The 26,830-nt window shown below is 42.1% G+C and carries 30 protein-coding genes; 21 read left to right on the top strand and 9 right to left on the bottom strand.

What is annotated here, in order from left to right; all coding sequences use genetic code 11:
• The 15 genes from BM008_RS05135 to BM008_RS05065 form a co-directional block, all read left to right on the top strand.
• Positions 1–586, top strand: a 586-nt coding sequence (locus BM008_RS05135; RefSeq protein ID WP_091934290.1) for a flagellin, incomplete at its 5' end; no start/stop codon positions are given.
• 56 nt (positions 587–642) lie between these two features.
• The gene (locus tag BM008_RS05130; RefSeq protein WP_091934002.1) at positions 643–1,422 is read left to right on the top strand and encodes an archaellin/type IV pilin N-terminal domain-containing protein; all 780 of its coding nucleotides are present in this window, start codon (positions 643–645) and stop codon (positions 1,420–1,422) included.
• Positions 1,423–1,476: 54 nt separating this feature from the next.
• Positions 1,477–2,166 carry a hypothetical protein gene (locus BM008_RS05125; protein ID WP_143072281.1) on the top strand — a complete coding sequence of 230 codons (690 nt, stop codon included), beginning with the start codon at positions 1,477–1,479 and terminating at the stop codon, positions 2,164–2,166.
• Between the two features lie 117 nt (positions 2,167–2,283).
• Positions 2,284–3,237, top strand: a complete 954-nt coding sequence (locus BM008_RS05120) for a hypothetical protein (RefSeq protein ID WP_091933996.1) — start codon at positions 2,284–2,286, stop codon at positions 3,235–3,237.
• Positions 3,238–3,279: 42 nt separating this feature from the next.
• Positions 3,280–5,310 (top strand): histone deacetylase family protein, encoded by a 2,031-nt coding sequence (locus BM008_RS05115; protein ID WP_091933994.1) that lies wholly within the window; start codon positions 3,280–3,282, stop codon positions 5,308–5,310.
• Positions 5,307–6,377 (top strand): histone deacetylase family protein, encoded by a 1,071-nt coding sequence (locus tag BM008_RS05110; protein WP_091933991.1) that lies wholly within the window; start codon positions 5,307–5,309, stop codon positions 6,375–6,377. Before BM008_RS05115 ends, BM008_RS05110 begins: the two co-directional genes overlap by 4 nt.
• Before the next feature lie 24 nt (positions 6,378–6,401).
• A complete protein-coding gene (locus BM008_RS05105) occupies positions 6,402–7,286 on the top strand; it encodes a hypothetical protein (RefSeq protein ID WP_091933987.1) in 885 nt (294 codons plus the stop codon).
• Positions 7,287–7,514: 228 nt separating this feature from the next.
• A complete protein-coding gene (locus tag BM008_RS05100) occupies positions 7,515–8,102 on the top strand; it encodes a hypothetical protein (protein WP_091933984.1) in 588 nt (195 codons plus the stop codon).
• Between the two features lie 33 nt (positions 8,103–8,135).
• Positions 8,136–9,050 (top strand): V4R domain-containing protein, encoded by a 915-nt coding sequence (locus tag BM008_RS05095; RefSeq protein WP_091933981.1) that lies wholly within the window; start codon positions 8,136–8,138, stop codon positions 9,048–9,050.
• An 8-nt stretch (positions 9,051–9,058) separates the two neighbouring features.
• The gene (locus tag BM008_RS05090) at positions 9,059–9,418 is read left to right on the top strand and encodes a hypothetical protein (RefSeq protein WP_177187970.1); all 360 of its coding nucleotides are present in this window, start codon (positions 9,059–9,061) and stop codon (positions 9,416–9,418) included.
• An 11-nt stretch (positions 9,419–9,429) separates the two neighbouring features.
• On the top strand, positions 9,430–10,524 hold the full coding sequence (locus BM008_RS05085; RefSeq protein WP_091933978.1) for an RAD55 family ATPase: 1,095 nt from the start codon (positions 9,430–9,432) through the stop codon (positions 10,522–10,524).
• Positions 10,525–10,542: 18 nt separating this feature from the next.
• Complete coding sequence (locus tag BM008_RS05080) at positions 10,543–11,313, top strand: roadblock/LC7 domain-containing protein (RefSeq protein WP_091933975.1); 771 nt, start codon at positions 10,543–10,545, stop codon at positions 11,311–11,313.
• Positions 11,314–11,324: 11 nt separating this feature from the next.
• On the top strand, positions 11,325–13,076 hold the full coding sequence (locus BM008_RS05075) for a hypothetical protein (protein ID WP_091933973.1): 1,752 nt from the start codon (positions 11,325–11,327) through the stop codon (positions 13,074–13,076).
• An 18-nt stretch (positions 13,077–13,094) separates the two neighbouring features.
• Positions 13,095–13,856, top strand: a complete 762-nt coding sequence (locus BM008_RS05070) for a GNAT family N-acetyltransferase (protein ID WP_091933970.1) — start codon at positions 13,095–13,097, stop codon at positions 13,854–13,856.
• Between the two features lie 24 nt (positions 13,857–13,880).
• The gene (locus BM008_RS05065; RefSeq protein ID WP_143072280.1) at positions 13,881–14,462 is read left to right on the top strand and encodes a hypothetical protein; all 582 of its coding nucleotides are present in this window, start codon (positions 13,881–13,883) and stop codon (positions 14,460–14,462) included.
• Positions 14,463–14,505: 43 nt separating this feature from the next.
• Here BM008_RS05065 and BM008_RS05060 read toward each other — a convergent pair whose 3' ends face one another.
• On the bottom strand, positions 14,506–15,183 hold the full coding sequence (locus BM008_RS05060; RefSeq protein WP_091933964.1) for an RAD55 family ATPase: 678 nt from the start codon (positions 15,181–15,183) through the stop codon (positions 14,506–14,508).
• A 174-nt stretch (positions 15,184–15,357) separates the two neighbouring features.
• Here BM008_RS05060 and BM008_RS05055 point away from each other — a divergent pair, with 174 nt between their 5' ends.
• Together BM008_RS05055 and BM008_RS05050 are read left to right on the top strand one after the other, a co-directional pair.
• Positions 15,358–15,765 (top strand): helix-turn-helix domain-containing protein, encoded by a 408-nt coding sequence (locus tag BM008_RS05055; RefSeq protein WP_091933961.1) that lies wholly within the window; start codon positions 15,358–15,360, stop codon positions 15,763–15,765.
• 5 nt (positions 15,766–15,770) lie between these two features.
• Positions 15,771–16,496, top strand: a complete 726-nt coding sequence (locus tag BM008_RS05050) for a MinD/ParA family ATP-binding protein (RefSeq protein ID WP_091933958.1) — start codon at positions 15,771–15,773, stop codon at positions 16,494–16,496.
• Between the two features lie 8 nt (positions 16,497–16,504).
• Here BM008_RS05050 and BM008_RS05045 read toward each other — a convergent pair whose 3' ends face one another.
• Positions 16,505–17,200, bottom strand: a complete 696-nt coding sequence (locus BM008_RS05045; protein ID WP_091933955.1) for a hypothetical protein — start codon at positions 17,198–17,200, stop codon at positions 16,505–16,507.
• Positions 17,201–17,396: 196 nt separating this feature from the next.
• Between BM008_RS05045 and BM008_RS15210 the strand changes: the two genes are divergently transcribed.
• Positions 17,397–17,522, top strand: a complete 126-nt coding sequence (locus BM008_RS15210; RefSeq protein WP_281246262.1) for a hypothetical protein — start codon at positions 17,397–17,399, stop codon at positions 17,520–17,522.
• Complete coding sequence (locus BM008_RS05040) at positions 17,519–17,731, top strand: hypothetical protein (protein WP_091933951.1); 213 nt, start codon at positions 17,519–17,521, stop codon at positions 17,729–17,731. Before BM008_RS15210 ends, BM008_RS05040 begins: the two co-directional genes overlap by 4 nt.
• Before the next feature lie 25 nt (positions 17,732–17,756).
• On the opposite strand, the gene BM008_RS05035 is transcribed toward BM008_RS05040, so the two are convergent.
• Both BM008_RS05035 and BM008_RS05030 read right to left on the bottom strand, forming a co-directional pair.
• Positions 17,757–18,137 carry an MreA family transcriptional regulator gene (locus BM008_RS05035; protein WP_091933948.1) on the bottom strand — a complete coding sequence of 127 codons (381 nt, stop codon included), beginning with the start codon at positions 18,135–18,137 and terminating at the stop codon, positions 17,757–17,759.
• A gap of 107 nt (positions 18,138–18,244) precedes the next feature.
• Complete coding sequence (locus BM008_RS05030) at positions 18,245–19,399, bottom strand: DUF2117 family protein (protein WP_091933945.1); 1,155 nt, start codon at positions 19,397–19,399, stop codon at positions 18,245–18,247.
• A gap of 72 nt (positions 19,400–19,471) precedes the next feature.
• Between BM008_RS05030 and BM008_RS05025 the strand changes: the two genes are divergently transcribed.
• Complete coding sequence (locus BM008_RS05025) at positions 19,472–20,167, top strand: metal-dependent hydrolase (RefSeq protein WP_091933942.1); 696 nt, start codon at positions 19,472–19,474, stop codon at positions 20,165–20,167.
• A gap of 400 nt (positions 20,168–20,567) precedes the next feature.
• Positions 20,568–21,866 carry an ATP-binding protein gene (locus tag BM008_RS05020; RefSeq protein WP_177187969.1) on the top strand — a complete coding sequence of 433 codons (1,299 nt, stop codon included), beginning with the start codon at positions 20,568–20,570 and terminating at the stop codon, positions 21,864–21,866.
• 65 nt (positions 21,867–21,931) lie between these two features.
• Here BM008_RS05020 and BM008_RS05015 read toward each other — a convergent pair whose 3' ends face one another.
• From BM008_RS05015 to BM008_RS05005, 5 genes are all read right to left on the bottom strand, one after another.
• Positions 21,932–23,518: a sodium:solute symporter family protein gene (locus tag BM008_RS05015; protein ID WP_091933937.1), complete on the bottom strand. Its 1,587-nt coding sequence runs from the start codon at positions 23,516–23,518 to the stop codon at positions 21,932–21,934.
• Entirely contained in the window at positions 23,518–23,643 is a 126-nt protein-coding gene (locus tag BM008_RS15275; protein ID WP_342707562.1) for a symporter small accessory protein, read from the bottom strand. The genes BM008_RS05015 and BM008_RS15275 overlap by 1 nt, the downstream gene beginning before the upstream one ends.
• A 226-nt stretch (positions 23,644–23,869) precedes the next feature.
• The gene (locus BM008_RS05010; protein ID WP_091933934.1) at positions 23,870–25,459 is read right to left on the bottom strand and encodes a sodium:solute symporter family protein; all 1,590 of its coding nucleotides are present in this window, start codon (positions 25,457–25,459) and stop codon (positions 23,870–23,872) included.
• Positions 25,459–25,578: a symporter small accessory protein gene (locus BM008_RS15270; protein WP_342707561.1), complete on the bottom strand. Its 120-nt coding sequence runs from the start codon at positions 25,576–25,578 to the stop codon at positions 25,459–25,461. Before BM008_RS15270 ends, BM008_RS05010 begins: the two co-directional genes overlap by 1 nt.
• Positions 25,579–25,857: 279 nt before the next feature.
• Positions 25,858–26,721, bottom strand: a complete 864-nt coding sequence (locus BM008_RS05005) for a class I SAM-dependent methyltransferase (RefSeq protein WP_091933931.1) — start codon at positions 26,719–26,721, stop codon at positions 25,858–25,860.
• Positions 26,722–26,830: the final 109 nt, after the last annotated feature.

The raw sequence follows: 26,830 nt of genomic DNA, 5'->3' as shown, positions 1-26,830 counted from the left end.
CTCAGCCACAAATATGTCAGACACAATTGACCTTCTTAAGCTTAAAGTAGGACTTAATGTCGGTAGTTCTCCTGTAGATGTCAATCAGGTAGTTGTTTCCATCACTGATGGTACTACAGCGAACAACCTTGTATATGCAGGAAATACAAAATCTTATTCTGAAGCAGGTCAATCTAATGGTGCTATGGGCTCCTTTGGTGATGTTGCAGCAACCAACCTTGTAACTCTTCTTACTGGTGTAACTACGATTGGAAGCGATAACCTAACTAACTCCCAGAAGTATTATACTGTTGAAAAGATCCGTGATGAGGATGCTTCATTCTCTCAGTCCAATCCAGTAATGAACACTGGTGATCTTATCACACTATACATTGCTACAACTTCTGCTGATTCTGAGACTGCAGCTTATAATGAGGTCGGTACTTCTAATGTATCGTCAGGCGGCCTTGATTCATCCGGACTTAACCTTGTTCCGAGGACCACTGTTAATATTGTCCTTACGCCAGAATCTGGTGCAGCAACAACTGCAGACTTCGTAGCTCCTTCATCCTATGGTGTAAAGGAGACCGTGCAGCTCTATCCATAAGCATATCATTGATGTGCATTATGCACATCATTTGATATCTTTAGGGGGTATACATAATGTCTATTCCAAAGATATTTTCAAAGGATGATGTCGCTCAGGTTGGTATAGGTACCCTTATTATCTTTATTGCCATGGTCTTAATTGCAGCTGTTGCAGCATCTGTCCTTATCCAGACTTCAGGTACACTTCAGCAACAGGCCCAATCTACAGGAAAACAGGCTACGCAGGAAGTTTCCTCGAATTTGGTGATAAAAAGCATTGAAGGCGTAAGAGCTAAGAATGATTCAACTACGCTGGCCAGCAATGTATCTCTATTGAAGATCAAAGTAGGCCTGAACGTTGGAAGTTCTGCGGTGGATCTCAATCAACTTGTTATCAGTATAACTGATGGGGTCAATACCAATGACCTTCTCTATGGCAGCAATGACAAGACATATGGTAGTTCAATGAATGGTTTCTCATCATCTGCTTCATATGATACAAATCTTGCTTATCTTCTAAATGGCACTCAGTCCGATCCTGGTGTCAATGCTCGTTATTTCTTTACCGTTCAGAAGATACGTGATGAGGATGTCTCTTTTTCTCAGGAGGATCCGATCATGAACACAGGTGATCTGGTAACAATATATGTGTCTGCAGTTTCCGGTGGTGACCTGTCATATACTACTATAGATGGGATAACTACCAGTGGAGCTCAAAAGGATTCCAATCTGGATATCGGGACACGGACATCTATGAGTATAGTCTTGACGCCAGAAGCAGGAGCTACTACAACTGCTGAGTTTGTGACTCCATCGTCATTTGGTACCAGAGAAACTATTGCATTGTATCCGTGAGATAGGTGAGTATTTATTTTCCTATTTCCTTATTTATTTCATATGAGGGATGAAATGTCAACAAGAAGTTTATTTTTAGTGCTGATCTGTATGCAGTTGTGCTTTGTGGTCACTGCATCTGGTGATGCCATTTTTTCAAACGATATAGTGATATCTGAGGATACTGTGACCTTTGTGATAGATGAAACCTATTCTGGTGTGGATTCAGAGGAGTTCAGAGCTACACTTGATCTGAATGCTGACAGGTCGGTTAATTCTTCAGAGGTTAATAATTTTGCCAGTATATTTGAAGATTCAGGAAAGTATAGGTATCTGGGTTACATCTTCATCGATGATAATGAAGTAGTTATGTCTATAGATTCATTTGATATTGAGTTCATTGGTGTGGAGGGAAATGTAAACACTTCTGAACTGTCAGTGAGCTCATCTATTGTATATGATCTGGATGCTCCTTTATCTAAAGGTGATCACAATGTGTGGATATTGGGACATCCTTCAATAACCAGTATGCAAATTAGACTTCCTGAGGGTGCATTGCTTAGTTCATACGATGGGATCGAATCATCTTCTGTTTATTCTGAGGATAACAGGGTTGTAATAGAAGGTGCCAGTGGTATTCGTTCCTTTATATCAGACGGTCGTCCTACATATGAATATGCTGTCTCAATAGACTTTAAAACATCTTCTTTTGTTGCAGATATGTCTATCTTCAACAACTTTTTTTCCACGAGTCAGCTTCTTTAAATTCAGTACCTTTTATACAATATTTATGAATATAATTAAGTACTATTGTTGCATTATATCATATTATTAATATTAATATCTATATCAATATACACGTTTATCATTCCAGGTGCTTAAATGGATCTCAGGTATTCTTCAATAGTTATTATATTCATAGTCGTAGTTTCTGTCATGGGTAGTGGCTGTTCCAGCAGTTCCCAGGAAGAAGCTGTATCTGACATGGTCATGACCTTTTTGAACGCTATCAATGATGGTGATTTTAACACAGCATTCAACTTATATCAGGGAAAAGATTTCCTTGCTGTTGCAAGTGTTGAAATGATCTTCAGTAACAAGGGCATTGATCCAGGAAGTATCAAGCAGATCGAGATAACTGCTTTGAATGTATCTGGTAACCTTGCTGTGGTCACTGCAGACTGCAGTGTGTCCTCTGTCGATATGATGGGGAATGAAAGAGAAGGTACTAGCTCCATTCCTGTTTACTTCAGACTCCAGGACAGTGACCTTGGATGGATCATCACAAGGGTCGCATTTAATGAACCGCTAACATTGGAAGGCGCCGATCTTGTAGATATAGAGGTTGCATCAACTCCTATAGATGTCATCGCTAATAATGCACCGATAATTTTTGTGCTTGCTATTGCTATGCTGGGTTCTGGTCTCTACCTAGATAAGAAGGATAAGGCAAAGAAAAAGGAGAATAGCAGGACTGTCGATACTTCTGGTGCAACTCCTATACAGAAAGAGTCTATTGCTCAGTATGTAAGGTTCGTCCCGGCTCAGGATATAACTGTAGGAAAACTTACCAGTGTGGATGTCTGGGTCAAGAACTTCACTCAGCAGCCTTATGAGAACTTTTCGATGAAGGCCAAATTTGGAACTGCTCTTGATGCGGAAAAGGTCAATCTTTTCTTTGATACGGTCGCTCCTGGAGAGACTGTGAAAAGGACATGGGTAGTAAAACCCAAGGTTGCTGGCTGGGCTTCTATTGAAGAGCCAACTGTGGTATTTGATTACATGGGTACAAAATACATTGGTGTACTGGATCCGGTATGGCTGCAGGTACAATGAATTCGCATGATAATTGTATAGTGATATTTGCAGGTGGTATTTATGTCATCAGATAGCAACAGGTCAGATGAACCTTCTAAAAAGCCCTCTCCTGATATAATGAAAAAGCTCAATGACGCGTTTTCCTCATATCTTGACGGGGAAGAAAAAGCAGTTGAAGATACTGAGAAGTCCGAAAAGGACTCTCTCTTAGAGCTTGTGAGGGCTGGCATTGCTGAAAAACAAGGGCAAATGGCAGAGGAGCATGTTGGGATAATTGGGGCTGATCAAGCTAATGAAGATCCTATTGATGATGAAGATGTTACTAATAGTGAAGAGCTCATAGTTCCGTCTTTAGATAATAATGAGGTAGATGACCCTACTCCTGCTATAAGTGAGATGGTGCCTGATGTTCTGACTGCTGGATTTGAAAATGTCCAGTATCAGTCAGTTGAAATTGAAGTGGATGAGATCGAAGAGCAGTCTGATGACGAAGAAATATCTGATTATTCAGGGGTCTTGTCAGATATCCTGAAAAAGAGATCAGAGAATCCACGTGACAGTGTTGTTGAACCTGAACTGATCCCACAGCCTAAAGTAGTTCGTTCTGATGCTGATATTGGGGCCAATGGTCCCGGTTCTATTCTCGATGAAAATAAGATATCTGATGTGGCTGCCGGAACAAGATTAGGAATATCTGTAGAAAAAGCACCAGAGAAACCTGCTCCGATAAAACCTGAATTCAAGAAACCACTTCTCAGGACCGAGGGGAAAAGTTCTGCGGGTTCAACATCATCCTTGTTGTCGAAGAAGACACCTTCATCTTCTACGGTAGAGAAAGACAGTGATATTAAGGAAAGAGCGAGGCAAAAAGCAAAGTTACAAAGCCAACCTATTACTTCTGCCCCTTCCAGGCCATCTGTTACAGCTACTGCTGTTGAGAGTAGTATTAGTTCACCAAAGGCGGCTGATAAGGCCACAGAAAAGAAAGTGCCAAATATTCCTGCAGGTCCTGTCAATATAGCTTTCCTGTACAACAAGGACCATACAAGTCATGATGCTGCATCTTTATCGATAAACACTCACGAGAAGCCTGAACGTCTAATCAAGGCCATGTGGTATCTGGAAAAGAGCAAGGTTTTCGAGGATGGTACATGCACACTGATCAATGATTTCGGGATGGCAGATGAATCTGATCTCCTGAGGGTCCATGATAAGTCCTATGTCTCATTCGTTAGTTCATATTCCAGTGCAGGCGGGGGATTTTTGGGAGATAGCACTTATATGACCACTACTTCTTATGACATTGCAAAGATGGCAGCAGGCGCAGCTATTGCTGCAGGTGATCTGTTGATGGACAAGAAGTTCACACATGCATTCGTACTGGCACGTCCTCCAGGGCATCATGCCAGTTCCCAGAAGTATGGTGGCTTTTGTCTTTTCAATAATGCAGCTATCCTTGCAAGGTATTTACAGGAACGCCGGAATGTGAAAAAGATATTGATACTTGACTGGGATGCTCATGCAGGTGATGGTACCATGGAGGTGTTCTATGATGATCCATCTGTTATGTTCCTGTCCACTCACCGTGACCCTCATGGTTTTTACCCCCGAAAAGGATTCAGTACGCAGATAGGCGAGAATGCGGGGAAAGGATATACTCTTAATGTGGAGATGCCTGAAGGTTCAGGCAATGGTGAATATATGATGGCATTTGATGAGGCTATAGTGCCAATGATCCGCCATTTTTCACCGGATTTCCTTATTGTGAGCTGTGGTTTCGATGCGTATCATAAGGAAAAGAACATTGGTCTTACTCTGGATTCTGATGGCTATCATCAGATGACGGAGAAAGTGCGTACTGCTTTTTCTGGTCCGATGGTCTTCCTTATGGAGGGTGGCTATCATGATCAGAATGGCCAGTTATGCCATAGTGTCCTTAATTCTCTTCACGGAAGGCCGAATCCTATAAATGATCGCCTGGAAATATCAAGTTTTAAGCTGACCCAGCAAAAGCAGATATTTGCAGCGGCTGAGAAAAAGGTAAATGAGTCTAAAAAGAATAACCCGATACTTGCTTCACAGGTGCCATGATGATAAACATCGGTATTACGTTCAATGAGAACCACTATCTGCATGATCCTGTTCTGAAAGGATTTCCATGTCCTGAAAATCCATCGAGGTTGAATGATATTCTGGAATACATGGAAGACCATGAGCTTATCGATGGGGTAAAGTGTCATGTATACCCCTCAGAACCTGCTTCTGTAGAAGACGTCCTTCGTGTGCATAAGGCTGATTATGTAAGTCATATGGTCGAATGTACAAAAGACATGCACCGGAGTCCTGGTAAGGATGTCTATATCTGTCCATCTTCTCTTGATGTGGCATTACAGGCATTGGGATGTGTTCTGAATGCAGGGGATCTTGTAGCTATGGGTAAATGCACACATTCCTTTGCTCTGGTCCGTCCTCCTGGTCATCATGCAGGGCCTGACGGTTCCAGTGGATTTTGTCTTTTAAACCACTCTGGGATACTTGTAAAGTATCTTCAGGAGAAATATGGGCTTGAGAGGATCGTTGTTCTGAATATAGATGCACATTCATCTGATGGTACATATTCGGTGTTCGAAGCTGATCCGAATGTCCTGTGTATATCGATACATCAGGATCAGTCCACTTTGTATCCTTACAAGGGTTTCATAAGGGATATTGGGGTGAGGCCGGCACTTGGTTATTGTATAAATATGGAGATGCCTCCTGAATCGAGTAATCCTGAATATGGGATCGTTTATGATGAGATCGTTGAGAAGGTGCTGGATAGGTTCGATCCTGAGGTCGTAATACTTGAATGTGGTTTTGATGCATACTATAAAGAACCGCTGACAAAACTTAATCTGACAATTAACGGATACTATAGAATAATATTTAAACTTGCAAGTAAATGGAACATCATAACTTTATTAGAAGGTGGATACCACGATGACCTTGGTCTTCTTACATCCGTGGTCCTACGTGCATTGCTCGGCGAGGACAACGTGAAGGATGAGGTGGATCTGATCGACCTGCTTGCTTCCAGACATGCAAAAACAAGAAAAGAGTTTGAAAACAATCTCTCCACTCTAAAAACTATATTGGATCCCTACTGGGGACTCTGGTGATCATGTATATTAATAGTTGATAATATGTTCGAACTTGCAAAGACCGATGACGGAGTGACTTTCTGGAAACTTGAACATGCTTTTGAGCTTGATAAGCTCAAGATCGGTGAGTTCAGTTATTTCAGAAAATATCTTGGAATGGCTGATTATCTTGCCAATTTCAGGAGCTGGCTTAAAAGGCCCAGTGTGGCGCTAGTGCTGGCTGTATCGGATAATACTGTTGTCGGCTGGTCCATGAACGAGCGGTGGAGTACTCCTTCAACTGATGGTAGGCCTGTTTATGTGCTAAGGGGTATTGAGATCTCACCTCAGCTTGCCAGAAGGGGTATGGGAAAGAATATGTTCTTCCTGATATCAAAGGTTCTTCTGGGACATGTTATCACAAAACCTGTGAACAATACTGCAAAGTTGTTCTTCGAATCACTTGAATTTGAAGAGCCTTCATTTAATAGTCCTGTACATCTCAGTGACCATCCTGGTTACCTTATCCTTGAGGAGGGCCGGAAGAAGTCGTTGTCATACGATGGTATTTCCTTGCTCAGTGAAAATATCATGGCATGCAGACGGAAACTTTTCCCAACAGAGATTTGTCTTGAGGATACAATGGATGAGGATGATGTGGATGCCTCAGCAGCAAAATGTGACCTGATCGAAGAACCGGAAGGAACTGTTGAGGAAGTAGGTCAGATCTTTCCTGAAACTCCTGCAGATGGACCTGATGATCAAAAGGACGAGTTCATATTCGATGGTAAGTTCATTGGTGAACAGAAGATGATGTCACCCTGTAAATGCGGTCATTCTGTAGTGAACAAGTATCAGGTAACCGGGAAAAGGACAGGTACTGCATTTATTTGTAATAATTGTTATTCAGAGAGGTATTTCCTTCCATTGAAGAAGAAGGCTAAGTAATTCCTGGTACAATATTTCTATCTATTTTTTACTTTATCATTTTCTCTTTTCTATTATATGCTGCTCGTATGCTTTGCTTTTAATAAATGCTAACAACTAGTAAAAGTAATCAGGAAAGCAGAAGTTGCCATTTTGCGCTGTTCAACAGAAGGTTATTAATAGAGCCAATACAATATATGAGATAATTATAATACTTAATATATAATTTACTAGTATGGGGTCTTTCGTATGGCTCAAGAGCAGGGTATCGCAAAAGTAGATCTAACTTATATTTATAAAGCAGTAATGATGGGAAACTCCCTTTATTCCGAGAACTGGGAAAAAGGTGTTCTCTATCTTACCAACCTCAACCTATGGTTCTCAGAGGGTGGTGGATGGTTGACCATCCCATTGAAAAACGTCACGATGGTTGGCAGGGAAGTTACCGACCCTATCCGTATGAAAGCTCAGCGGACAATTGGAACTTCACATATCCTGATGATCGATTATCTCCAGCCATCATCTGTCGTAGAAGGGGCAACAGCTTCAGCTACGGCTTTATTGGCAGGTAACGAAGCAGTGATCAACACACTGAAAACATACTTGCAACCTATGTGTGGTACTCCACCAAAGAAGCAGTCACTTTCCGATGTGGACAAAAAGCTCCTTTACATGCTGTCCACAGGTGTAAATGATCTGCAAAAGCTTGTTTTCTTCATAGGTGTCGACAACGAGACACTAGCTAACAGTTTCAAGAACCTGAGAGAACAGAACTTATGTGACACCTCAGGAACACTTACGGAACATGGCCTGAAACAGATCAGGGAGATGATGTGAAATGTGTAGGATCATAAAGAAGGAGGCATACAGATGACCGACCCTGGTCTTCCTCCTTTCATGCAGAATTCCGGTGGCGCTCCGCCTCCAATGTCAGAAGGTAGTTTTGGACAATCAATGGGTGCATTTGGTGCAATGCTGAAATTACAGCAGGACATCAGTGAGAGGTTCCCTAAATCCAAAGTGCCATGGAACGAGACCAGGAAATTCCTCAAATCCATCAGTATTGAAGGGATAAGGTCAACTTCACTGTATCGTTTCCACATGGACTTCTTCCGCGAGATCGGACTTGGGAACATGCAACTAATATCGTATGCACCAATGCATTACATTTTTGCAGTCCCTAATAATCCGGTATGTAATTTCTATCCCGCTCTCAACAACCAGAAAGTATGTGTTGCCACTACAGATGCACTTCACAGGTTCTTCAGGGAAGAACTGGAGCTTGAATGCTCAGTAGAAGAAACAGAATGCATCAAGAACGGTGACCCTGTATGCAAGTTCAAGGTAGATCTTCAGCCGATCTCTGCATATCAGATAATGCTGGATGAATATGACAAGATGATCCTTTCCGGTGTAAGGCCACCGGTAGAGAACGACGAACTAATGGAACGTGTAAAGGCGTTGACCATCTATAAACTTCTGGAAAAAGGTAAACTTTCAGAGATAGGCAGTGCTTACATGCAGTTCGCAAGTAACATGAAAGTGGAGGAAAAAGTATTCGATCCTCCATGGAAGCTAAAAGAGGAGCTTTCCTCTATCGCCGAGACCCACAGTACCTTTGGTGGTGCATTCGGTGAAATGGCCAAGAAAGTGCAGACAAATCAATCAGCGGCTCCTACCTCTCCGGAACCGGTTGTCTCCGAAGAAACCAAAAGACTGCAGGAAGAAGCTAAAAAGACGGATAGCTTTGCCGAACTTCTTGCAAAAATGAAAAAGAATGAGTAGTGATGCCAATGTCAGGTTACAGATCAGTCTCGATCGATAATCATCTGGGAGATTTCGTAGGTGAATTCGTACGGGTGATTACCAATAGCTCTCACTATAGAGGTGAGTGTGCACGTATAGACCATACTAATAATAATGTTTTCTTAAAGGGCGTAGTAAAGAAGAACGAGACCGGATGGGTCGATATCAGTGAATATATGCTGATAATGGGTCATTCGATCGAGGCAGTCTACATCGAGAAAAGTTTTCCTTTCGATAGCAATGAATCTCTTATACTCTCCATTGAGGATGGTTCAATGATGCCTGGTTCAGAGAACAATATGCAGAGCCTTGATACTCTCCCTGACCTTGGTGATATTGAATTTTAGGAGGAATGTAAATGAGCGAAGAAAAAAGGATACCAACCGGGATCGCAGGTCTTGACAGAGTGATCGAGGGAGGAGTTCGTGATAATACAACCCTTCTCGTGGTAGGTTCAAGTGGTACCGGTAAATCTACATTTGCCATGCAGTACCTTAACTATGGTCTTGAGCACGGGGAAAATGGTCTCTATATCAGTATGGAAGAACCCCCTGAGCAGATCATGCGTGAAGCAAAGATGCTTGGTTTCAACCTTGACAAATACTATAATAAAGAGCTTTTCTTCTTCCACTCAAAGGGTAAGGATTTCGTACAGCTCGTTGATGAGCAATTACCTGCACTTGTGGAAGCGAACAAGAACTATTCAGTGAAGACGCGTGTTATAATCGATCCACTGACCCCATTGATATGGGCTATACAGGACAAACAGGAACAGCGTGAGATCATCACAAAGCTCTTCTATACACTTAAACAGCTAGGTCCGGTACTTATCACAACTGAGGAACATGCAGCACCAGGTGAGACCATCGGTGAGGATGTACTCATTCCTATCTATATGTCAGATGGTGCAGTGCACCTTACATACAGGCCTATAGGCGGTGCCTTTAATAGAGCACTTGAGATCGTCAAGATGCGTGCCACAAGGCATGGTGAAGAGGTCTATCCATACATTTTCGTTCGTGGTGTCGGTGTTGTTGTAAGAACGACCCCACTGATATCTGCTGAAGATGTACGCAAGTATGATGAGGTCTTTGATAAGGCTATCAGGACAGCTGCGGACCTTGGAGCCAGTGACAGGATGCTTGAAAGGCTTGTATATGTCAAAGAGAACTGGTCCTATCCATTTTCTCCAAAGGAAACCCTGCAGATCTTCTTCGAGTCTCAGGGACTTAATGATGCTGTTACCAAGGAACAACTGGAGAAAAGGAAAGAAAAGGAAGGAAGCACCCCGGAAACCCAGCTGGATATAGCTGAGCTCTCAGGTGGGACCTTACAGGTTGATGATGATGTTATCATGCCTGACTTCCAGGACGAGGCCGTAGTATCTGATCAGGAAGAAGAAGGTCTTATTGAGATAGACAGTCTGAACGAGCTGGAAGAGCTCATCAAATGATGATCGAGGTGGGTTGACGTGTCAAGAAAAAAAACAAAAGATGACCTGGAGGATGTTTCTCTTCTGAAGTTCGCTCTGGTCGCACAGCTGAAAAGGACACACCAATCCAGCGATGTGGATGTACTTCTGTTCGCAGGTGCGGATGGCAGGATATATGCATCCTACATACCGGATAGTATAGGTCCCAAGATATTCGAGCTGACCAACCTTATCAGTCATAATCTGCTGCATGTTAGCCAGCAGCTTGCAATGGGGCTTAAACAGTCTGTTATCGAATATGATTTCGGTACTGTTATTTTCTCATCTGTTGGACGTGGGGCCCTTCTCATATCTCTGTTCACTGGAAAGGCAGACCTTACAGAGAATATGCATAAGATAGAGGTCACCAGAGATGTGGTCCAGCACATATTCGAACAGCGTCCCATGTCGGCAGAGCAACTTGCCACCTATCCGGATGATGTAGCTGAGGAACTGCGTGTCCTTGCCAAGATCGTATTCAATGAGATGTATACCCAGTCATCCGAGTATAAGAAGAACATGGAGATACTGGCGGATATCAAGGAGAAGATCACAAGCGTCATGGGCAGGGGTGAGGTCGAACAGGTGCTTGCCATGGCTTTCAATGAGATAGCTTCCTCTCCAAAATGGATGACAGAGGACCTGTGGCCAATGCTTGTAGAAATGATCATTAATGACCAGATCCGCCCGCTTCATGGTGATTATGTTGCAGAGATCTGTGAAGCTGAATGGATCCCTGATATCAAGCATAAACTTGAATCTTTCGTATAATGGTGATCTTAATGGACGATGATATACATGCCCTGGAGGCCGTTGACACGGAAAGCCCCACATTTGAGGGGGACGAAGGACATAGCTTATTGGATGACCAAATGACACAAACAGACGATATCTTGGATGATATTGTTGTGGGTGATGGCGGTAGCTCTGGCAGTTCATATGCTCAGGATGTGAAGACATCAGGCTATGATGTCAGCCCGGAGAATATAGTAACTGCTCTTGTACCTGTGGGTGAACGATATGATCCTGATACTGCTGAAGATCTCGGTGATGTGGATGAGATAAGGATCGTGGATGGGGCAGAGGTTCCTCTCTCTTCAAATGAAGATGATAATGCAGTAGATGATCATGATCTGGTAGAACATGATGATGCAGTAGAAACCAGTACTATGGTAGATACTGGACCTGATCCTATGTTGCTGTCTCTGGAAGAAAAGGTCAGTGAACTTCAGATCAAACTTGATGAAGCTCTTGACCAGAATCAGATCCTTTTATCTTCCCTGGACAGGGATGTCAGGGAAAGGGCGGACGGGTCAGAGTTCAACCGGCTGAAGCGGGATTTCGACCAGTTCTCTAAAAGGCTGAAACGTGTGGTGCAGGCAGAGGACTCTGTGAATGCAGAGGCACTTGATGCTACAAAGGTCCCTCCTGATGTTCTGGAGATCACCTATGCAAAGACCCTTAATGATCTTTACCATGCCATGCTCGACATATATGGCGACAGCGAAGCTGAAGAAATGGTAGAGGAGGCCAGGGACAATGTGCGTCAGTTCAGTGCAGGAGTTGATTTCTTCAGGTTCGAGGAAGGTTCCTTCATAGTTAGGGGACTCTCAGATGCCATCGCTTCAAAGATAGTTTCTGTGAAACAGATACATGGGACCTATATTGAGCTATTCAAGATGCTGTTCCAGCATGTTCCTAATTACAATTCTCAGGATTTCCGTGCCTTTGTTGAGACCGGTAGCCGGGAATATACAATAGAGAAGGTTGTATCTCACGAGGGACATATTGACAGGATCGTTTCCGATATTACAAAGTTCAGGGATGAGCTATCGAATATAACAGAAAATGTGAGTTTCATAGCAGAACTTCAGAACAATCAACTCGAAGAAATGGACACAAAATGTCATGAGCTTGATGAGATAAGGGAGCAGATGAAGAGCATAGCTAAAGCTGTAAATCTGCATACTAAGGCTATCAATAAGTTGAATGTGACATTAAAAGAGTTCCAGAGCAATGCGCCTGCAATGCTAGATCATGCTGTGGAAACTGTTGTTGTTCCTGAGTCGGTAGAGCTGGACCGTATCGAGGAAATGGTCGTTTCCAAGGCTAATATGGAAGATATTGTCTCCATAGCAAACGAGATGGAGTCGTTCAAAGCAAATGTTGAGGGTATGTTCGCTTCCATGCAGCAGCAGATCGAGGAGAATATGCTAAGTTCCGAGAAGCTTAAAGGCATCGAGAATGAACTTTCAGGTGTACAGGAAGAGATCCAGCATATGCATGTTGCAGAGGAAACGCAGCCTGTGAGACTGGCTGATATTCCTATAGAGGACGTCATAACAGGTCAGCTTTCAATACTTGGTTCTGCAACACTCAAGCAGCTTGAAAAACAGATCAATGAACAGGGTTTTTCTATCGATCATGAAAAACTGTCCCTGGTGATGTCCTACCTGGAACAGGAGAAACTCGTCACTTCGATGAAGAAAGGAAGATACACTTTCTATTCAGTATCAGGCCCTGTAAGTATTTGAGATATCAGATGATAATAGATGTCAGTTGAAGGGTTTAATGTATTGCACGTAGCTGGGAACATCAGTTATGGTATATTGGAAACAGGTCCGTCTGTAGATGGTCTTGACATAGATATTGGACAATCTGATAAAGTCGGCTTCAATTATTTCCATAACAAGTTCGGAATGCCATATGATTTTCTGTTGAAGAGCACTATAAGTTCGGAACATTACCTGTTCGTTGCTCTTAAGGGTACAAAGCTCCTTGGTTTTGCAAGATTCGAAAAAATATCTGATGAGACCGAGAGAACATACAGGGGAAAAACGAATATTGTCAATCACTCAGTGCATCTTCTAAGAAGTGTAGAGGTACATCCATCTCACAGGCATGTGGGTATAGGTCGTCTGTTGTTCGCGGTTTCAGTGAAACATCTCAAGACCAACGTCATAACTATGCCTGATAATCCCGGAGCTGCCAGGTTCTTCAGGGAGAAACTGAAATTTACAGGAATGAATCCTGGCAACAATATTATCTCATCCAGGTACAAGGATTATCTGATACTTCCTTATCCAAAGGCACGTGGTATTCTAAAGACCATGGCAGGAAGTTATCCACGTATGGTAATGCCTGAACTGATAGGCATATACGAATCCCTGAAGTTCAAGGACAATATGGGAAGAACGATATCAATGGATGATATCTGTGCATTCCAGTTGCTCTTTGATAACTCAAAGGAACTTCTTAACAACAAATTGTTACATGAAATGGAATCTTTCATTAAAGGAATTAAAAGTAAATGATCTTATGAGGGTCCAGGTGATATATTGGCGAATCTCGATGTTCAGCGTTTGCGTAAGGATCTATTGAAATATTACAGTAAATTCAACGTATTGCCGATCAACACGTATGAACTATCTGCAAGTATGGATGCCGGTAGTTGTGCTGAGGTGATAGATGATATTACAAGTTATCTCCTAAAACCGATGGAGAAGAATATACGTCTTGAACTGTCACAGATGTTCAAGAACTGTGAGAATCCGGAGATACCTTATTTTGAAGTTGTGATGGATATCATGCAGTTCATGAATGAGTTCGTAGGTGATCCTCATACTGTGGAGCTTATATTTGCCAGGGTCAATAACGATGTGGCCAGGAAGAAGCTCGAGGTTGAAGATAAGGTATATTACCAGAATGATGACTGGACATCTGAGGCAGCCGAGGCTGCAATGCAGAAGCTTAGGGATTCCGGTACCGAAAGGGATTATCAATATATGATCGACCAGTTAACGGACGTTCTCTCACATTTCACTACTGCTGAAGGTACTAAAAGCGTGCGTATGAAATTGAACAATATAATAAAGGACCACAGCCAGCGTGAACTAAAGACATTGGATACGCATTTGTGATCAGGTTAAAAGTTATTGATAAGGGAGCCTGGTTTTAGGGGATTTACAGAACTATCCCATCGTCGGTGATATTGAACCTGTGCTTACCCATGGTGAAGTCGCTTCCCCTTTCCTTGATGATCTCCATGTATCTATACGGCCTTTGTTCTCCATTCTCAGTGCCAAGCAGCACAACGGTATCGAACATATAGGGCCAGAGACTTGAGTGTATATCCGTGGCAGGTATCTCACAGGTAGCCATCAGGAGTATGTCGTTCTCATCGAATTCCTGAAGCAGGTTCTGGATAAAGGACCTGAGCTCACATTTATAGAAAGGCCTTTCATCAAAAGTACTCTCGATATCCTCTAATATGTTGATAGTATCGATAACGACCCTCGATGGTTTCTTCTTCAACACGTTCTCATTAAGGTATTCAAATATGGCAAAATCGCCTTTTGCCACTACGTCAGAACTGATCGAGTAGATATTGAGATTATTCTTTATCTGCTCTTTATCGTAGAACGAGAATGCGGACAGTGACCTGGTCACTTTGTCCTGGGATTCCGAAAGCATCGATACGTAAGCACATCTTTCGCCCTGTTTTGCAGCATTGAAAAGTGACTGCATACACAGGTTGGTCTTGCCTGATCCGCATGATCCTGCTATCAGGACAGCAGATGGCTTTATAAATCCCCCGTGAAGATGATCATCGAATTTAGTAATATGCGATGGGGTCCTCATTTGTTCCACTCCATTTGTTTATAGTATTAATATTTTATAAGGTTGTCGTAAATCTAAAATATATTGATGATCTGTTCATTAAATGACGGTGAACGCATTTAAGCAACCTTATATATTATCAGCCCAATTAAATTGGATATAAAATGCAAAACACTTTTCCTTATGTTGATAATCATGTCTGACCTGCATAATAACAATGAAATTCTAGAGTACCTGCGTGATATGAACGATCGTTTAAGATCACTGGAGTTACGTATAGCTGATCTTGAATCACGTAATTCTCCTCATGTCAATGATAAGATGGCTGCTTTTCTCACAGTTCCGGATTCTATCCGTAAATCGCTGTTCGCTGTATCGAAGCTCACTTCATGCACAGCAGATGAGGTAAGTGATATCACCGGTAGGCATCGCTCCATTGAGAATAAGTATCTGAATGAACTTTACAGGGCCGGATGGCTGGAAAGGGAGAGAAGGGGAAAGAAGATCTATTACTCCCTCAGTAATAAGGCCGATAGCAAGACCAATGAATACTGGTCTGCAGTGGAAGAGGTCGAGAACAAACTAGATCAGTTACTTGGGTGAGTCTGATGTTTCTGAGCTTCCATTCATATAAAGGCGGTACAGGTAAGACAACATTTGTCGGAAACCTTGGCGTCATGCTTGCTCAACAGGGTAAGAAAGTATGCATCATTGATACTGATGTGAACGGTCCTGGTCTTCATTCATTGTTCGACATAAGGTACGATAAGACACTGATAGATTTCCTTCAGGGTCTTTGCAGTGCTGATGAGGTCGTCTACAAGTACGAGGATACTGATGTGTATATCGTTCCTTCTAAAGCATGCGAGGAGGATATCTCCGCAATGTTCAGTACTCCTGGTGAGGCCCGGGAGAAACTGCTGGACCTGATAAAGAAGACCGGTGACAGAATGGGCATCGATCATTTTCTTTTCGACTGCAGTCCGGGTATCAACAGATCAAGTCTTCTCACAATGAATATAGTTGACAAGGCGATCATAGTCTCAACAATAGACATACAGGATATAAGGGGAACATATGTATTGTCCAGCATGGCATCAAAGCTTGGGACACATGCAGCTCTTCTTTTTAACAGGATCCCTCTTGATAAGAAGGATGATATCAATGAGATCGTTGGAGATTTCAGCGATAAGCTCGGTACCGAGCTTCTGGGCCTGATATCATATGATGAATCTGTTGCAAGGACATGGTCAAGGAAGATTCCTATGAAGGATGACCCTGATTGTGGATATTGCTCACAGATGAGATCTATTGCAGAAAAGCTGATCCGTTAGGACCTTAATTACATTGAGGTCCTGTAATCTTCAAGGCTCTGACCAACTAGCTTATCGAGTTCTTTCTTTTCTTCAGGGGTCAGGCTGAAGATCTCTTTTATTTTGTTCATGTCGTTCTGCATATAAGGCTCAAGATGCAGCTCTTGATCACTTATAGTATATCGGATATCTATCTTATCATTCCCTTTTTTCTTCATCCTGTTGCCGTTAAGTATGAAGATATTATCGAAGAATGGGAGAAGCTCCGTTCTGACATGCCTGTCTGCTTCCTGTTCATTGACAACAGTTATCATTGTACTTCCATGAGCTTTACATTTGCGAAGCAGGACAGAAAGGAAATGTATGTATGGCCTGTTGTTCTTTTCAAGCTCAAGTATACTAAGGTCAGGGACCACTATGAGATGTTCTCTTTTGGCAAGTAATTTGTCGATCTTGATCATGGAAGTGGTAAAGTTCCTGAATATGTGTAATGAGACTATATCCTTTCCATTAGTGGTGTCTGTTAACTCATTTTCCTTCCAGTAGATCCTTATCATAGAGGGGGACCTTTTGTTAGCGATCTCTTGCGAAAGTGACCTTATAAGGGTCTCTGCATCGGAAGCGTTAGTATAGGAAAATACTGAGCTTTTTTTATCAAGTACATTGAGGAATTCTTCCAGTGTCCGTTCTTGTTCATCGACTACCATTTTTATCTTTGCCATCATGATTTTATTATCTGCAATGTATAATATTACTGTAATGGGTAGGATTTATATCTTTCTAAACTGTTCTCAGTAATTCTTAATTTTGATCGATCGTTGTTGTGTTAAAGTGAGCATTTGTTCTTTGGTAATTCTCTGTCCTTATCATCCCGAAAAGGTTAATACCTATCGCAGCAGAATTCATTCGAGGTGTTTTCGTATGTCAAAGTTCCACAAAAGAGATTATGAACGTAAGGGTGAAAAGAAACACGAAGAACTCGATGCAAAACTATTGCAGGAAAACCTCGAAGACCTCAGGTCCACGGATGGTGAGATTACAGATTGACCATAAGTATCAATATAGAACTGATCAATTCGGACCTTTCTAACAGACAACTGAACGTTCCGGATGGAACCACTTATGAAAATGTTCTGGACATTCTTGGTATAAACCAGGAAACTGTCCTTATTTTAAAAGAGAAAAAAGCTGTTCCTATTGATGGAATAGCGGTGCCCGGAAACTTAACTATCATGTGCGTAGCATCACAGGGATAGTACTGACCGGACACACTCAAAAACTTTACATCTTTTTTGTAATGTCTTTAAGTTTGGTGATGGCATCCATCGTAGTCTTAGTGTCTTCTATGATCTTCTGTTCATAGTGCTTGATGATATCTTCAACTGGTGCAGAGAGCTTGTAGATCTTTGTAGGTCTACCTTTTCCAACTGCCTTCTTGTTGTGGATATCGATCCAGCTTCTTTCACGCATATGCCTCATGGCAACGCTTACTTCTGGCTGTCTCAGACCGGTGCTCATTTCGATCTCCTGGGAGGATGCTTCATCCACATTTGAAAGGTAGGTTAATGTGGTTGCAACATTCCTGGACATGCCCAGGCTTTTCAGTGCTTCAATGAACTTGTAGTCTGTATCGTCAAGTATCTTTACTTCAAAGTCTTTCATAATTAAATAACCCCTTGTTTTTAATCGGTGCTCTTGCGAGCTCCAGTAGCTAGTATGACATTATTATATTTAAAGTTATATATGTGCAAAATTAAAACACTTAAAAATTAATAATCTGTGCTGTAAAGGATGTTTTTGTTCCACATATCGAATATTTTGTTCCTGAGTGTTTCGAGTGAATCAAAAATAGCGGAATTCTCACCATTAAATATCTGTTGATGTATCTCTTTCCCGACAATATCATCAGTTCCAGGCCTGACTCTTATTATAGTAGACCCGGGATAGATATGCTTCATGTGTGAGAAACCGTCAAGGTCACCATCCGTTATCCCTATAACAGGTATCCTCAGTCTGTATAATATATCGCCTGCAATATCGGTGGTATCATCACCTATTGTTACAGCTGCATCTGCTCCTTCCACAAGTTCAAAGGTCTTTTCCGCCTCATGGTCTATTATAGCTACCCTGATACCATCTTTATTTTCAGGAGCATTATTTTCCAAGTTATTAATATATTTGTATTTATTCTGTTTATCTCGAACAGAAAAACTGTTTCCTCTCAAAGGTCCGCTCTTCACCCAACATGTTCTAAGGTCCACAGGTATTCTTTTGCCATAGCTATGCAGTTTCTCCAGGCCATGTTCTTTGACACGTGCACCTTTGATGTCAGTAATAAAACCGTTCTCGCTGATGATCTGAATATCTCCGGAGAGTGCAAAACCTACAATGATCCCATTGATCATTATCTTCTCTCCGGGATGGACACCATACACATTCCTTATTATCCGGTGTCCGTGATCCTCCACGCTTATAGGGGTCACAAGTTCAGGTATACCTGTCATCTCAAGTTCAAGTCTATCTGCAAGTACCTGTGCAAATTCAACTGAATCTGAGTTCCATGGTACTACCTTCCCGTCAGGCATACCGGGTCTTTCTATGAGGATAAGGGGTTTTACAGTACGGCTAACGATCCTTGATATAACTATATTAGCAAAGAGCATCCCATTCTCGGTGGTCTTCCCGTGGTTCAGTAATATGACCACATCCTTTGTTCTGAAAAATTCCTCTATACAAAGACTTGGTTTCAGACTTTTCTTTATATCAATGATATTCTCCAGATGTGCATCCAGAACAGCTGTCTTGCCAATGGTGCCTGCCATTATAGCAGTTATATTCCCGTATCCTTCAAGGATCTCAAGGATATCCTTTGCCATATGGGAATCAATTACATCAGGACCATGGACAACTACACCTATTTCCATATTCCAATTGTAAGGGTCTTTTACAATTATACTTGCCGATAAACTATTATTGAGCAGATCCAATTGAGCTGTATGGAAAAAGTTGAATTAACATGGCTGAGCCATTCTTGTTTTAAAATAGAAGCTTTAGGAAAGACTATACTTATCGATCCCTTCATCACGGATAATCCTAAAGCAGAGGTCAAGGCTGATGACCTTGAACCGGATATAATTGCAGTTACACATGGACACAGTGATCATTTCGGTGATACTGTCAGCATAGCAAAAAGAACAAGTTGCACTGTGGTCTGTATCCATGAGATATCACAGTACCTCAAACAAAAAGGAATAGTGACATCCGGTATGAATATAGGTGGCAACATCGAAGTTGAAGGTATCCGTTTCATTATGACCGATGCCAGACATTCTTCTTCTATCGATGAATCAGGCTGGAGCTTTGATGGTGGAAAAGCAGCCGGCTTTATCATTGAGATCGGAGACGTATCTATCTATCACGCAGGTGATACCAGTCTTTTTGGTGATATGGAACTTATATCAAAGCTATATCGACCGGATGTTGCTATTCTTCCAATTGGTGGAAGATATACAATGGATCCAAAGGATGCTGCACTTGCAGTTCAGATGTTGCGCCCCAAGATCGCCATTCCTATGCATTACAATACATTTGACCTGATCGCCCAGGATCCAAATGTTTTTGTCAATAATATAAAATCAGCATCCGACATCGATGTCAAAATTCTGGAAATAGGTGGCTCAATTATTTTATAATGAGGGGTATATAAAATAATTTGCTCTTCCAATATATACTACGGATAGGTTTATATTTGATTATGTCGAAGCTATAATAGGCAAAAGTCGAGTTATAATTATTTATTACATATATCCCCTCTAGTTCTCGTCATACGGCTTTTGCCAGCTCTAAATATGTGACTCCGCTGAGTGACCTCTTTCTATATGTGCTTATTTTTGGGCTAAAATTACACTATATATGTTTTTTGCAAACAATGCCACTTTAGAAATATTATTTTTAATTACATTATGTTCTTAACAAAAATAATAACTTAGTTTCTTTATATTATATATATCATTAAGTAGTGTAGGCAGCAAAATGTATCTGCCTGGAACTGGCTTCTTTTTACTGAAAACCTTGATCCGGCAGGAGTTATATATGGACCATAGATTTGCTGATATCGTGAAAATAGATGAACTTCGGGAGCTTATGGTCCGTTTTGATAATTCACCTGATCTGCCCTTTTTCATACGTGATGTGGATGGGGACATACTGACAGCTTCCGGATGGACCGGTTTCATTCATTTCCATGCCGATCACAATAACAATGGGAACAACTGCTTTAGGCGTAGAACAAGTATGATCTCTCCTACAGGTGCAAAAAGGGAGATATTTGAACATAGACTGGATAATGGTCTTATTTCCTTTGAGATTCCTATAATTGCTGAAGGCTCTCTTTTTGCAACGGCTATTTCAGGTCAGTTCCTTCTTGATGATGGTGACAAAGTTGTCCCGGGAAAAAATGCTGACCTTCATTGTGGACAGGGATGTGATACTGGCTCGGATAATATCGTTCCTTTGTTCAGTAAGGATGAGCTCTGGAAAAAGATCGATATTTTCTGTATATTCGCTGACATGCTGATCTGTAGTGGACTACAGGGTGTGAAACTGAAGAACTATGAATCCAGTTTTTCTGCGTATGAAGAGGAACTCGCTGCGAACAGAGAGGAACTGCTATCTCTTGAGAAGATGAAAAGCGAACTGATATCAACATTCAGCCATGAACTAAAGACACCATTGTCTATAATAAAGGGTTATAATGAGCTTTTGTATGACGGATGTCTGGGTTCTCTGGATCAAAGCCAGACAAATGCTCTTGAAACTTCTCTCTTTAACATCGAGAAACTTGAAAGGATGATCGATTCCCTACTTTACATAGGAATGGAATACTCCACCGGTCACTATTATAATGAACTTCCTTTGAACATCCTTGAGGTCATTGAAGCAGCGACCATGGATGTAACACGCTCCCTGAATGCAAAGAATATGAATGTTCAGACAAATATCCCTGAAAAGGTATCTATTATCCGTGGTGACAGTAAAAAACTGTTCCAGGCACTTATCCATCTACTGGACAATGCGATAAAGTTCTCACCTTCCGGAAGTACCATTACGATCTCTGTTACTGAGAGCGATGATCGTCTTATCTTAAGTGTTCAGGACAGGGGAATTGGTATTGTAGAGGAGCGTTTGTCCTGTATATTCGATAGTTTCTATCAGGCAGATGGTTCACTGACGAGGAAATATCCTGGCATTGGTCTTGGTCTTAGTATCTGTCAAAGTATCATAGAACAACATGAGGGAAGGCTACACGTGGAAAGCAAGGTGAACGAAGGTTCGACATTCCATATCGATCTTCCTATAAAAGAGCGGTTCTCAGGTTGTATGTCATCCTGAAGGATATATGAAATAAAATAAGTTCCAGGTACCTGGTACCTGGTGTTTAGAAAAGCTGTTTTTTCTTATTTCTTGAAACAGGTATCAAGGTGTTCCTGTGGTGTTGGCTTTGTCATAAGACTTACAATAATTGCAACCGCAAATGCCAGTGGTGTAGCTACAAGTATCGGGTCTACAACTGTCCATGTTCCTGTGAGGATCGTGTCAACACCAAAGATCGCCTTGCTGATCCCAAGTGGTACAGCTTCTGATCTGTGAACGAATGCCAGCCAGAACAGACTGCTGAATGTACCGACAAGCAGACTTGCAATTGCACCTTCCTTTGTCATACGTTTCCAGAACAATGCACCAGAGTACATTGGCAGGAATGCTGCTGCACAAAGTCCGAAGAAGATCGCTGTTGCACGTGCGATGATACTGATAGGAAGTATGTATGCCAGTACAACACTTGCAAGGATCGTGAATGCTATTGCTGCTTTGGTTATGTTGATCGTCTGTCCAAGTTCTCCCTTTTTGATGAACTCACGATAGAAGTCGTGTCCTATGGATGTTCCCATTGTATGGAACTGTGAGCTCAGTGTTGACATTGCTGCTGCGAGCAGGGTCAGCATGAACAATACTACAAAGGTCTCCGGCATTGCACTGTTGATGAACTCAGGCATGATCAGGTCGGTGTTACCTCCTGCAACTACTACTGATATCTGTCCAAGTGTCTCATAGAAGTATGCATTGGAGAGTGCACCAACTGTAAAGGCTACACCTGTCATCATAAGGATGAATGGTCCACCGACAAGTACAGCTCTGTTGAGTGCTGTGTCGTTCTTCACTGTCATGAACCTGACCGCGAGCTGTGGCTGTGCTACTACACCAATTCCCACACCCAGTACAAGTGTTGAGATCAGTGTCCACCATATTGGCGAGCCGAACGCAGGCATGGATGTCCATCCCATATGTCCTCCTGCAACGAGACTATCAGGCACGAGGTCGTTCATTGCTGTGAGTGCAGAGTGAGCAGCTACAACTCCTCCCATCTTGATGTATGTGAATACAAGCAGGAAGATCATTCCTATGAACATGAGTGTTCCCTGCAGGGCATCGGTATACATAACAGCGATAAGTCCGCCTGTGATAACGTAAGCGGCTACGATTACTGTGAGAATAAGAACTGCAACATCATAGTTTATATTGAGGGTAGATTCAAGGAACCTTGCTCCTCCAATAAGTACAATACCTGCATAAAGTGGCATGAATATGCCTATAAGTGCTCCTGAGAATCCCTGTATGAACCTTGACTGGAAACGTCTTCCAATTAGTTCAGGGAATGTTACTGCATTAAGGTTCAGTCCCATACGACGTGTTCTTGAGCCAAAGAACACGAATGCGATAAAGATACCTACAAAGATGTTCATGAATGCAAGCCATAACAGTCCCATACCCAGGGCACCTGCAGCTCCACCAAAACCAATGATCGCTGAAGTGCTTATGAATGTTGCACCATAGGAAAGTGCAAGGATGTATGGGTGGATCTGTCTTCCTGCCACCATGTAGTCTTCAGTTTGCTTTGTTTTCTTGTATCCAAGCCACCCAAGGTAAAATATCACCATGAGGTATACAAGTATGATAACTCCAAGTACGGGTGTACTAAGTACCATTATTCCGCCTCTCCGTCGTCCGAGTCATCGTTCCATTTTAGGGCTCCATAGATTATGCAGCCAATGGCGCTTATAAAGCACAGTATGTAAGCCAGCCATATCTGTGGGTCATCTATTCCAAGCATTTTTCTCCTTCCATTTAATTAGTAGAATCCATCATGATAATTGCTAACATGTCATTTGTTAGCATTACACTCTATTTAAAGGTTAGTAAATGGAATTGCATGCCTGTGGCTGATTAAAATAGCTGGTATAAAAAAGAAATAATGCTGTTTGTAGTAATAATAAAAGTAAAGAACAGGTCAATTAACCATACGAGTTAATTGCCCGCTTCTATAAAAGAGAAAGATATCAATTTTTCTTAAAACACTGTTCTATATGTTCTTTTGAAGCTGGCTCTGTCATGAGGCTCACGACAATAGCAACCAGGAATGCCAGTGGTGTAGCTACAAGTATCGGGTCTACAAGGGTCCATGTACCTGTCAGGATAGTATCCACACCAAAAAGTGCCTGGCTGATCCCAAGTGCAGTTGCTTCCTTTGCATGTATAAATGTCAGCCAGAACAGACTTGCAAAGGTACCTACAAGCAGGCTTGCAGTTGCTCCCTGTCTTGTCATGCGTTTCCAGAAGATAGCTCCAGAGTACATTGGCAGGAATGCTGCTGCACAAAGTCCAAAGAAGATAGCTGTTGCCCTTGCGATAATTCCCGGTGGGAGTATGTATGCCAGGACCACACTTATCATGATGGTTGTTGCGATACCTGCTCTTGTGACATTTATCGTCTTTCCGATCTTGCCTTTCATGATACCTTCGCGGTAGAGGTCATGTCCGAATGCAGTACCCATTGCATGGAACTGTGAGCTCAGTGTTGACATTGCTGCTGCAAGCAGGGTTAGCAGGAAAAATATGACGAAGTAATCGGGCATCGCACTGTTGATGTACTCCGGCATGATCTTATCGATGTTACCTCCGGCAACCTCAAGGGATATCATTCCCTGGGTATTGAAGAAGTAGACATTTGATAATGCGCCGACAATGTATGCCACACCCGCCATCATGAAAATGAAAGGACCGCCTGAGAGAACTGCTCTTTTCAGTGAACGGGTGCTTTCCACGGTCATAAAACGGACTGCAAGCTGTGGCTGTGCAAGTACTCCGATACCTACTCCCAGTATAATAGTAGATACAAGCGTCCACCAGGTCGGTGAACCAAAGGCTGGCATTGTTGTCCATCCGGTATGACCGACCGCTGCTAAGTTATCAGGAACAAGGTAAGCCATATTTGTGAGTGCCTGGTGAGCTTCTGTGACACCACCGAGCTTTGAGTATGTAAGTACCAGTAGTATGCCCATTCCGACGAACATAAGAACTCCCTGTAATGCATCAGTGTACATGACAGCGATGAGTCCGCCTGTTATCACATAGGCTGCAACTATTATGGCAAGTATAAGGATCGCAATGTTGTAATCGATGTTCAGGGCAGTTTCCATGAAACGTGCTCCTCCTATCAGTACACTTCCTGCATAAAGTGGCATGAAAACAGTGATCAATGCACCGGAGAATCCCTGTATGAACCTTGACTGGAATCTTTTTCCTATGAGTTCGGGGAAGGTCACAGCCTTGAGGTTTGCACCCATACGTCTTGTCCTTGATCCAAATATGACAAAAGCAATGAAGATGCCCACAATGATGTTCATGGCCACAAGCCACAGTATTCCAAGTCCGAATGCACCGGCATATCCTCCGAAGCCGATTATGGCCGATGTACTGATGAATGCTGCTCCGTAAGAGAATGCGAGAACGAAAGGATTGACCTTCCTTCCGGCCAGCATGTAATCATCATTGTCTTTTGTTTGTTTATATCCTAGCCATCCGAAGTAGAAGACCACCATCATGTAGGCCAATACGGATATTCCAAGAAGAGGGGTGCTGACTCCCATCAGATATCATCCTCTTTATCATCGTTCCAGTGTAAAATACCATAGATCACACATCCTATGGCACTTACAAAACATAACACATAAGCGACCCATATCTGCGGGTCTGTTATACCTAACATTTCTGCATCTCCAATTACTGATAACGTCACCTGTTAGCATGGTACATAGATTAACTTTTCGATATTATTGAGAATTTTGGAACCCTGCGTATCTGGCATAAGTTATAAATAAAAAAGGTCCATAGTAGATTTAGTGTTAAAAACAACATGTGTTTGTAACACTTATGTACCACAAGAAAAAGGTAAGAGAATGATCCAAACAGTTCCCCTCTTTAGAAATGAGGGCATGAATCTGTTTTTTATTGCGGGTGCAGGACACACCCGCTCCTCCTTTGTTAGTTAGTTTGGTTTAGCGCTTATAAATACCGCTCTGCTTATCTGTTGTGTCTCAACTGAAAATCCGGCTTTTTCAAAGTGTTCTATCCAGTCCTGTATACCTCTCTCTGTTCCATGATTATGGTCAAGAGGCTCCACTGCCAGGACCTTTCCACCACAGGAAACAACTCTCTTTACCTCTGAGAGTGCCTTTGGTATATCGTCCAGATGGTGAAGCATGAAGAAGCAGGTCACTGTATCATAGCTGTTCTCGCCAAAAGGAAGCTCATAGACACTTGCAGCCTTGAAGGCCGTGTTCTCTATGTCATAAGCAATAGCATTCAAACGGCACTGTTTCATGGTGTCTTCAAGAAGGTCGATACCTGTCACCTTTGCTTCTGAATTCATCCTTGCCATCTGCAATGTCAGGCTTCCCACACCACAGCCAACATCAAGTATGGTCTTACCATTGACCTGTGGGAGTGCAACGTCCATTGTCTGCTTTTTGAGGATCTCCATTCCGGCAGGAGGGAAATCAGCTTCTGGACTATCAAATGATGTGTATGGAAGTATACTATAGATGGAAGCTTCATTCTCTGCAAAGAGACCCTTGAAGTAGATCTTGTTCTTGTCTACTTTTATAAGTTCCACAACTGAGACTCCGGCATGTCTGCAGAATCTTTTATTCCACTCATCTCTTTTCTCAGGGAATTCCATTTTAAGAGGGTCATGGACAACGATATAATGTGTATAGTCTTCAAAGATAAGTTCCTCAGAAACCGCTTTCTCTAGCTCAACGATGCTGACACTCTCTTTCCAGAGTGCTAGAAGCTGCATTGTTTCTTTGTCTGCAAAGTTGGATACATTTCCTATGGGTTTGAACGACATACGATGAAATTGTATTTTTCAAATATACCTCTACTGGTTTACTGCTGTTATTTGGAATATTTTTGAGGCTGTGTATTTCAAAAACATTTGAAACCATAATCTATATATA

Origin of the sequence: Methanolobus profundi (assembly GCF_900114835.1) — an archaeon.
Lineage (GTDB): Archaea > Halobacteriota > Methanosarcinia > Methanosarcinales > Methanosarcinaceae > Methanolobus > Methanolobus profundi.
This window is presented reverse-complemented; position numbering and strand designations above follow the sequence as displayed.

Coding starts and splice junctions, on each gene's coding strand:
- BM008_RS05130 (WP_091934002.1), top strand. CDS start 643: ATGTCTATTCCAAAGATATTTTCAAAGGATGATGTCGCTCAGGTTGGT.
- BM008_RS05125 (WP_143072281.1), top strand. CDS start 1,477: ATGTCAACAAGAAGTTTATTTTTAGTGCTGATCTGTATGCAGTTGTGC.
- BM008_RS05120 (WP_091933996.1), top strand. CDS start 2,284: ATGGATCTCAGGTATTCTTCAATAGTTATTATATTCATAGTCGTAGTT.
- BM008_RS05115 (WP_091933994.1), top strand. CDS start 3,280: ATGTCATCAGATAGCAACAGGTCAGATGAACCTTCTAAAAAGCCCTCT.
- BM008_RS05110 (WP_091933991.1), top strand. CDS start 5,307: ATGATGATAAACATCGGTATTACGTTCAATGAGAACCACTATCTGCAT.
- BM008_RS05105 (WP_091933987.1), top strand. CDS start 6,402: ATGTTCGAACTTGCAAAGACCGATGACGGAGTGACTTTCTGGAAACTT.
- BM008_RS05100 (WP_091933984.1), top strand. CDS start 7,515: ATGGCTCAAGAGCAGGGTATCGCAAAAGTAGATCTAACTTATATTTAT.
- BM008_RS05095 (WP_091933981.1), top strand. CDS start 8,136: ATGACCGACCCTGGTCTTCCTCCTTTCATGCAGAATTCCGGTGGCGCT.
- BM008_RS05090 (WP_177187970.1), top strand. CDS start 9,059: ATGTCAGGTTACAGATCAGTCTCGATCGATAATCATCTGGGAGATTTC.
- BM008_RS05085 (WP_091933978.1), top strand. CDS start 9,430: ATGAGCGAAGAAAAAAGGATACCAACCGGGATCGCAGGTCTTGACAGA.
- BM008_RS05075 (WP_091933973.1), top strand. CDS start 11,325: ATGGACGATGATATACATGCCCTGGAGGCCGTTGACACGGAAAGCCCC.
- BM008_RS05070 (WP_091933970.1), top strand. CDS start 13,095: ATGTCAGTTGAAGGGTTTAATGTATTGCACGTAGCTGGGAACATCAGT.
- BM008_RS05060 (WP_091933964.1), bottom strand. CDS start 15,183: ATGAGGACCCCATCGCATATTACTAAATTCGATGATCATCTTCACGGG.
- BM008_RS05055 (WP_091933961.1), top strand. CDS start 15,358: ATGTCTGACCTGCATAATAACAATGAAATTCTAGAGTACCTGCGTGAT.
- BM008_RS05050 (WP_091933958.1), top strand. CDS start 15,771: ATGTTTCTGAGCTTCCATTCATATAAAGGCGGTACAGGTAAGACAACA.
- BM008_RS05045 (WP_091933955.1), bottom strand. CDS start 17,200: ATGATGGCAAAGATAAAAATGGTAGTCGATGAACAAGAACGGACACTG.
- BM008_RS15210 (WP_281246262.1), top strand. CDS start 17,397: ATGTCAAAGTTCCACAAAAGAGATTATGAACGTAAGGGTGAAAAGAAA.
- BM008_RS05035 (WP_091933948.1), bottom strand. CDS start 18,137: ATGAAAGACTTTGAAGTAAAGATACTTGACGATACAGACTACAAGTTC.
- BM008_RS05030 (WP_091933945.1), bottom strand. CDS start 19,399: ATGGAAATAGGTGTAGTTGTCCATGGTCCTGATGTAATTGATTCCCAT.
- BM008_RS05025 (WP_091933942.1), top strand. CDS start 19,472: ATGGAAAAAGTTGAATTAACATGGCTGAGCCATTCTTGTTTTAAAATA.
- BM008_RS05020 (WP_177187969.1), top strand. CDS start 20,568: ATGGACCATAGATTTGCTGATATCGTGAAAATAGATGAACTTCGGGAG.
- BM008_RS05015 (WP_091933937.1), bottom strand. CDS start 23,518: ATGGTACTTAGTACACCCGTACTTGGAGTTATCATACTTGTATACCTC.
- BM008_RS15275 (WP_342707562.1), bottom strand. CDS start 23,643: ATGCTTGGAATAGATGACCCACAGATATGGCTGGCTTACATACTGTGC.
- BM008_RS05010 (WP_091933934.1), bottom strand. CDS start 25,459: ATGGGAGTCAGCACCCCTCTTCTTGGAATATCCGTATTGGCCTACATG.
- BM008_RS15270 (WP_342707561.1), bottom strand. CDS start 25,578: ATGTTAGGTATAACAGACCCGCAGATATGGGTCGCTTATGTGTTATGT.
- BM008_RS05005 (WP_091933931.1), bottom strand. CDS start 26,721: ATGTCGTTCAAACCCATAGGAAATGTATCCAACTTTGCAGACAAAGAA.